Below are 6,595 nucleotides of genomic sequence, written 5' to 3'. Positions count from 1 at the left end.
TGCTCCAGCGATTGTGCGCCTGATGAAGAGGGCAGCATGGATACTCCGACGATATGGGCCTCAGACAGCCTCTAATACGAACTGCCATCTGTTTTGTTACCAACTCGCAACCACGCGGGGTGGCCAACTCCACGCCTGGAACCCGTTTCAGACGGATTTCTCTGGATTTCTTCTACTTTGGGTTATGAAACTGTCTGAACCATTGAGCCATGTACTTCAGGAATTAGTTCAGTCAGCGCCGTGACCAGGGCGTACCCTGCCCGCACCTGCACCTGTACCGGGCCGCCTGCCGTCTCATTGCTGACGGTCCAGCCACTGCCCAGTGGAATGTCGGCGTTTTCCAGCGGCCAGCGCACCCCGCTGAGGCTCAGGCCCGTCAGGTCCGAGCAGGCCACCACACTCAGGGTTAGCCCCGGCGCAAAATTCGCCTGAACCGCCGTTCCGGGTAGCAGCGGCCAGGCCCACTCGTCGCCGCTGGTCAGCATGACCCCCAGGCCTTCCCGAGCCAGCCGCAGGCCGCCGAGCAGCAGCGCCGCCGTATGGTCGAAGCGTCCACCAAAAGCCCCAATAAAGACCAGTTCGGTGCAGCCGCGCCCACGGGCAATTCGCACTGCCAGCTCGGCGTCAGTTTCATTCTTGGCAGTGGGGTGCACCTCACGCGGCGCGTCCAGATGCACTCCAGCCGACGAATCGAAGTCACCGACCCAGACATCAACCTTTACTTTCAGGGCCTCGGCGTGCCGCGCTCCGCCGTCGGCAGCCACGACCAGCCGGGGCTGCGGCAAAAGCGAAAGGGCAGGCGTCATGCTCAGACGCCCACCCACCAGAATCCAGGCGGTCACTGGAACAGTTTAAAACGGAAACGGCTCAGGGAGAAAACCATGTAATACGGATTCCGATTGATTTGGTGCAGTTCCGAATCAATCCGAGCGGATGCGAGTAGGAACAACATACGGGTTTCGCGGTATGGAGCCGCAGGCGGTGTCTTCCCGACTGTGGCGGAATTTAGCGGAATCCGTATAGCGTGCATCCGAAAAACATTATGCTCAGTGGCTCTTGGCTCCAGTCACCCGGCAGGTACTTAGAGCAGTTCTCCGAATGATGGGCACGTCGGAAAAACACCGCCCCCTTCATTCTACGTCCTGCTCTTTTTTCACTCGCTCCACTCGGCAAAAAGAGGGTAAAAACAGCATCATCTTTTTGCAAAATGCTCTAAGTCTCGGTGTACTTCTACCGCCAGTTCCTTAGTGATAATAATTGGCCGGAATAGTCGCACTAAGTTTCTGCACGGCGTCGTTAAGCATCGCGGCGACAGCCTTGTCCATTCCCGAATTCTTACTGCCTCCGAGACTCAGACCGGCGAAATTCAGGCTACCTGAAGTGCCACTGCTTTTTCCCTCGACCTGGGTCGTGCCAATGATGCGGCTACTCTTGATATCGAAGATACGCAGGGTAGCCGTTACCCGCTGTTCTTTACTTCCCATACAGATCCCAAACAGGCAAGCGCTGCCGCTTGAAGCGTCTTCACCAAAGGACGTCACCAGTCCCGAAACCATGACATCTGCCCCCACAACCTGGCTTCCGGCGTCGGCCCCCTGTAGCATCCCTTCTTGCATCCCTGCGGCGAGTTGGGCCCGTTCATAGATAGCGAAGCGGCCTGTCTGCATCAAGGCGTTTGTCAGAGCGTCGGCAAGCTGATCGCCATTGCAACTGTAAGAAGCACATTTAAAGCCGCCTACAACAATATGAACCTGAGGAACTACGGGCGGCGGCGTAAAAGGAGCTGGGGCAGATTGCGCCTGTACTGGAGCAGCAGTTTGAGCAGTCGCAGTGCCTTGGGCATAAGCGGTACTGAGGAGCAGCGCTACGGGAATAAAAAGTAGTTTTTTCATAAGTTTTTCTCCTGAACCGGGTTAACGAACTGAGATTTCATTGCCAGTCATACCGCTTACCGACAGACCGAGCGTTTCGAGCAGGGAGGCAAGATCGGCAGTCGAACCTTCAATGCTGACTTCTAGCAGGGCACCACCAGAATCCACCGCCCGGATCACGGCACTGCTTGCGCCCTTAGCCTTAAGCTGCTTGGCGATCAGATTGACCTTGGCAAAATCAGTCGGCGTCAAAATCCGCACGACAAAGGCCCGCTGAGCCACAGCGGTGTGTCCTTGCAGCACCTGGTTCAGCAGGCCGGGTAACTTTTGCCCCGCCTGACGACCTACATTCATGAGAGCTGTCTTGCCCGCAATAGCATCGGTCAGGCCCACACCGCTTCCCTGAAAGGCTTCGCTAAAGACCGTCTGTGCGCTGGCCAAATCAATAACTTTGACTTCCAGACGGGCGGTATAGCCACGCATACTGCCTGCCACCGTGCCATACTCCTCGGCAAAAGCTTCGCCAGTCACCAGATAATCAGCGCCCAGACGGCTTTTGAGATCAGGAATTGCACTGAGGTCTTCACCACGCAGCAGGTTGCGCTCGGCGTTACGCTGCTGCGTTCCCGGATCGACCACCCTGTAGCCTGCCTGAATAAGTGAGCGCATGACCTCGGTTTCGGCAGCGGGATCTGGCACAGGACGGCGAAGAATGGCTTCAGGAATCAGAACGGTAAAACGGGCCTGCGCCACCTGAGGAGCGAGGGCCGTTTGTATAGAGGTGGACACTAGCGGCTGAGCCTGAGCGGGTAAGGCCAGCAGAGCCAGTGAGAGGGCCAGTAAGATTCGACGAGTCATGAGTAGTCTCCTAAAAAATAATGAGGAACTTTTACGCCTCTCATTAAATAAAGCCTTGCTCTCCAGAATCAACCCCCCCCCATGTGTAAACCCGATTCAGATGACTTAGCTATGGCATATATACGTTCTCAGCAGCCGACTCTGTAAAGCCGTTTCAAAGCTGCTGACGCTCCTCAGTCAGTAGTGCCCAGCGCGGTCATCCGGCACCGTCTGCACCCGCGCCAGATCGATCTGTAAGCGTAGCGTTGCGCCGACCACGCCCGCTTCCCGCGCACTCAGGTTCAGGGTCAGCGGCCCGAGCAGGTGCGCCACAGTCACGCTCTCCCCTGTTTCGGTGGGCTGGCGGGCCAGAACCGGGTAAGCCTCGCCCACGCCGAGTTCGGCGGCCTGCTCGGGTACCAGCAGCGCCCTGCCGCCGGGCTGGGGCAACACGTTTAGCCAGCCCAGAAACGCCGCGACCCACGCCGTGGCGGGCCGGGTAAAGACTTCCCGCGCGGCTCCCTGCTGCACCAGTTCCCCCGAGCGCATGACCGCCACACGGTCTGCCAGCGCCAGGGCTTCCCGCTGGTCGTGGGTGACGATCAGAACCCCTGCGGCGACCTGGGTAAACAGCGCCCGCAGGTCGGCACGCAGCTCGCCCCGCAGTTTTTCGTCCAGATGACTGAGGGGTTCGTCAAGCAGCAGCAGCGGCGAGCGCGTCGCCAGGGCGCGGGCCAGCGCGACCCGCTGCTGTTGCCCGCCCGAGAGCTGGGCCGGTTTGCGGCTGGCCAGTTCCTCCAGGCCCACCAGCCGCAACGTTTCCAGCGCAGTAGCCCCGGCCCGCAACCGGGATTGGCCGCGCCTGCTGGGGCCGTAAGCCACGTTCTCCAGCACGGTCAGGTGAGGAAACAGGGCGTAGTCCTGAAAGACCAGCCCCACGTTCCTTGCCTCGGGGAGCAGGCGCGTCACGTCCCGCCCGCCGATTTCGATGCGCCCGGCATCCGGCCTTTCCAGGCCCGCGATGCAGCGCAGCACGGTGCTTTTGCCGCAGCCCGACGGCCCCAGCAGCGCCAGGGTCTGCCCGGCGGCCACTTCAAGCGACACTTCACGGGCGGCCTGCACGGCCCCAAACTGCTTGGAAAGGGCTTCCGTCTGTAGGGCGGGGGGCACCTCCAGATGCGGCGTCACGTGACCTCACCTTCCCCGCCGTCCAGCACCGTGAAGGCCGTGACCGAGAGCAGCAGCAGCAGGGTCGCCAGAGCGCAGGCTTCGCCCAGATTGCGCTCACCGGGACGGCCCAGGCGCTCGTACAGCCCGGTGCTGAGGGTGGCCCACTCGGGACGGGTCAGCACCAGGGTCGCGCCGAACTCGCCCAGCACGGTCGCCAGCGCCAGCGCCGCACCGCCGCGTAAGGCAGGCCGCACCAGCGGCAGCGTGACGGTGCGCCAGGCTCCCAGCGGCGAGGCCCCCAGGGTGCGGGCCGCTTCGAGCAGGCGGGGCGGCAGGGCACGCAGCGCGGGCAACAAAGAGCGCACCACCAGCGGCAGCGCCAGCAGCACGTAGGCGGCGATCAGCATGGGCAGCGTGGCGGCCAGCTCCGGGTAGGCCAGCAGGTAGCCCACCGCGAGACTCACGGGCGAAACCATCAGCGGCAGCAGCGAAACCAGGTCCAGCAGACGTGAGCGGGCCAGCCACGCCCCCAGCGCGTACAGCCCGCCGAGCAGCGTGGCCCCCGTTACAGCCATGAGGCCAAAGCGCAGCGTGTTGCCCAGCAGCAGCGGCGTTTGTTCGTCTTGCAGCAGGCCGCGCCAGTACAGCAGGGTCAGGCCACCGTGACCCAGCAGGCCGCGCAGGGCCACCGCCAGCAGCGGCGCAAAGCAGAGCAGCACCGTTAGGGCGCAAAGAAACAGCAGCGCCCACAGCGCGCCTCCCCGGGGCCGGGGCAACCCCGCAGCAGCCACACCGACCCCCCCCTGACCCAGGCGGGTATACAGCCAGGTCGCCGCCAGTGTTAGGGCCAGTTGCCCCACGATCAGGGCGCTGGCTTCCGACAGGCGCAGTTGCAGGGCAGTCAGGGTGTATATCTCGACTTCCAGCGTGGCGTAGGCTTCGCCGCCCAGTGCCAGCGGCAGCCCAAAGCTGAGCGCCGAGTACAAGAACACCAGCACGAACCCCGCCGCCAGCCCCGGCAGTGCCAGCGGCAGCGCCACGTCCAGTGCGGCCCGCCAGCGGCCAGCCCCCAGCGTCCGCGCCGCGCCCAGCAGACCAGGCGACACCCGAGAAAATCCCCCGTAGGCCAGGCGAATCATGACCGGCAGGTTGAAAAAGAGGTTGCCCCACAGCAGAAGCGCGGGCGTTTCGCTGAGGTCTAGCCCCAGCAGCAGCGTCAGCCAGCCGTGCGGCCCGGCAAGGGCACTTAGGCCCAGCACCGCCACCAGGGTCGGCGTGACGAAAGGCAGCAGCAGCAGGCGTAGAAACAGCCCTTTGCCCGGCCAGTCGTAGCGCGAGAGCAAGTAGGCCAGCGGCGCCCCCAGCAGCAGCGCCAGCACAGCGGTTCCTGTCGCCTGAAGCAGTGTCCAGCCCAGACGACCCAGAAAATACGGGTCGCGCCAGATGCCGAAATTCACGCCGCCTTCAAGCAGGGTGCGGCCCAGCGGAAGCGCCAGCAGCAGCGCCGTGAACACCAGTGCGGGCAGCGCCAGCAGCCAGCCGCCAAGTCTGGAGCGGTCTTCTGGAACAGCGCGCCGTCGCCCGAACATTCCTGCCGATTGTACGTGTCCGAACCCGAACAGAATGCCAGCCGCTCTCCCAAACACACGAAAAGGGCCATGAAAACACGGAAACGCTGGCTCATGGCCCACAAGTTGGGCGGCTTATTTCATGCTGCTGATGTACGCCGACACGTCGAGAAGGTCCTGATCAGTCAGCGGGTGCAGGGCGATCCGCATGGCCTCGGGCGCGATCAGGCCGCCGAAGCCGGGCGAATCACGGAATTCGTGCAAGACAGAGTTGGCGTACTTTGGCGACAGGTTGGTAATACTGGCGATATCGTTGTCTGCCACCCCGCGCCCACCCGCGCCGTGACAGACCGCGCAGGCGATCACGTTGCGGGCCGCGTCTCCGCCCTGAAAGAGTTTTTCGCCCCGGCTGCGGGCGGTAGCGTCGGCTTTCCAGGCCGGGCCAACGGGCTGCGCGGCAAAGTAGGCGCTGAGGTCGGCTACGTCCTGGTCAGACAGTTTCGCGGCGACCTTCTGCATCACCGGGCTGGGGCGCAGCTTGGCCCGGAAGACCGTCAGCTGAAACTGGGTATAGCTCGGAATCTGCCCGGCCAGCCCCGGCACACCTTCTTTGCTGCTGGCCCCGCCCGCACCGTGGCACCCGGCGCAGCCCTGTGCGGCCAGCTGCTGCCCATGCTGAAGGTTGGGGGCAGCGAACTTCAGTTGCAGCGGATTGCCTGCCGGAGCCGCCGGGCTGCCAACCGGAGCGGGCGGTTTGACCGGCGCGGCCAGCGGGAGGGGCGCAGCGGCCGGAGCCTGCGCCCCCGCCAAAGTGGTACTGGCCGCCGTACCAGCGACTACCAGTGAGACAAAACACCAGAACATGAGGCGGGAAGCGGTCATACGGTCCTCCGGAACAGCAGCGGAAAGCGGGCGAGGTGTGAACTGTACCTGCCTCCAACTATAGAGACTGAAGCGGCTGGAGTGCCTGGGGTGGCTGTGCCTCCCCCCAGCCTTTAGCGTGCCCGCAAAACGTTACTGACCCAGGCATCGACCAGAGCCTGCGGGTTGGCGCTCAGGCTACCTTTGACCGCTGGCAGCTGGGGTTCCTGGGCAAACTTGAACACCGGGTCAAGTTTTGTGCCGCTCACCGAGGGGTAAATCCACATG

At 63.1% G+C, this 6,595-nt stretch carries 6 protein-coding genes; all 6 read right to left on the bottom strand.

Features of this window, described 5'->3' with window-relative positions; translation table 11 throughout:
• Nucleotides 1-182: 182 nt before the first annotated feature.
• Entirely contained in the window at nt 183-842 is a 660-nt protein-coding gene (locus QZ269_RS11275; protein ID WP_291426805.1) for a thiamine diphosphokinase, read from the bottom strand.
• 402 nt (nt 843-1,244) lie between these two features.
• Entirely contained in the window at nt 1,245-1,892 is a 648-nt protein-coding gene (locus tag QZ269_RS11270; protein WP_291426804.1) for a CsgG/HfaB family protein, read from the bottom strand.
• A gap of 21 nt (nt 1,893-1,913) precedes the next feature.
• Complete coding sequence (locus QZ269_RS11265) at nt 1,914-2,729, bottom strand: hypothetical protein (protein ID WP_291426803.1); 816 nt, start codon at nt 2,727-2,729, stop codon at nt 1,914-1,916.
• Nucleotides 2,730-2,906: 177 nt separating this feature from the next.
• Nucleotides 2,907-3,896 carry an ABC transporter ATP-binding protein gene (locus QZ269_RS11260; protein ID WP_291426802.1) on the bottom strand — a complete coding sequence of 330 codons (990 nt, stop codon included), beginning with the start codon at nt 3,894-3,896 and terminating at the stop codon, nt 2,907-2,909.
• On the bottom strand, nt 3,893-5,467 hold the full coding sequence (locus tag QZ269_RS11255) for an iron ABC transporter permease (RefSeq protein WP_291426801.1): 1,575 nt from the start codon (nt 5,465-5,467) through the stop codon (nt 3,893-3,895). Before QZ269_RS11255 ends, QZ269_RS11260 begins: the two co-directional genes overlap by 4 nt.
• A gap of 114 nt (nt 5,468-5,581) precedes the next feature.
• Nucleotides 5,582-6,328, bottom strand: coding sequence for a cytochrome c4 (locus QZ269_RS11250; protein WP_291426800.1), 747 nt, complete (start codon nt 6,326-6,328; stop codon nt 5,582-5,584).
• Nucleotides 6,329-6,595: the final 267 nt, after the last annotated feature.

This window comes from Deinococcus sp., assembly GCF_018260405.1.
GTDB lineage: Bacteria > Deinococcota > Deinococci > Deinococcales > Deinococcaceae > Deinococcus.
Note: the sequence above shows the minus strand (reverse complement) of the source record. Positions and strands in the feature narration are given on the sequence as shown.

Coding starts and splice junctions, on each gene's coding strand:
- QZ269_RS11270 (WP_291426804.1), bottom strand. CDS start 1,892: ATGAAAAAACTACTTTTTATTCCCGTAGCGCTGCTCCTCAGTACCGCT.
- QZ269_RS11265 (WP_291426803.1), bottom strand. CDS start 2,729: ATGACTCGTCGAATCTTACTGGCCCTCTCACTGGCTCTGCTGGCCTTA.
- QZ269_RS11255 (WP_291426801.1), bottom strand. CDS start 5,467: ATGTTCGGGCGACGGCGCGCTGTTCCAGAAGACCGCTCCAGACTTGGC.
- QZ269_RS11250 (WP_291426800.1), bottom strand. CDS start 6,328: ATGACCGCTTCCCGCCTCATGTTCTGGTGTTTTGTCTCACTGGTAGTC.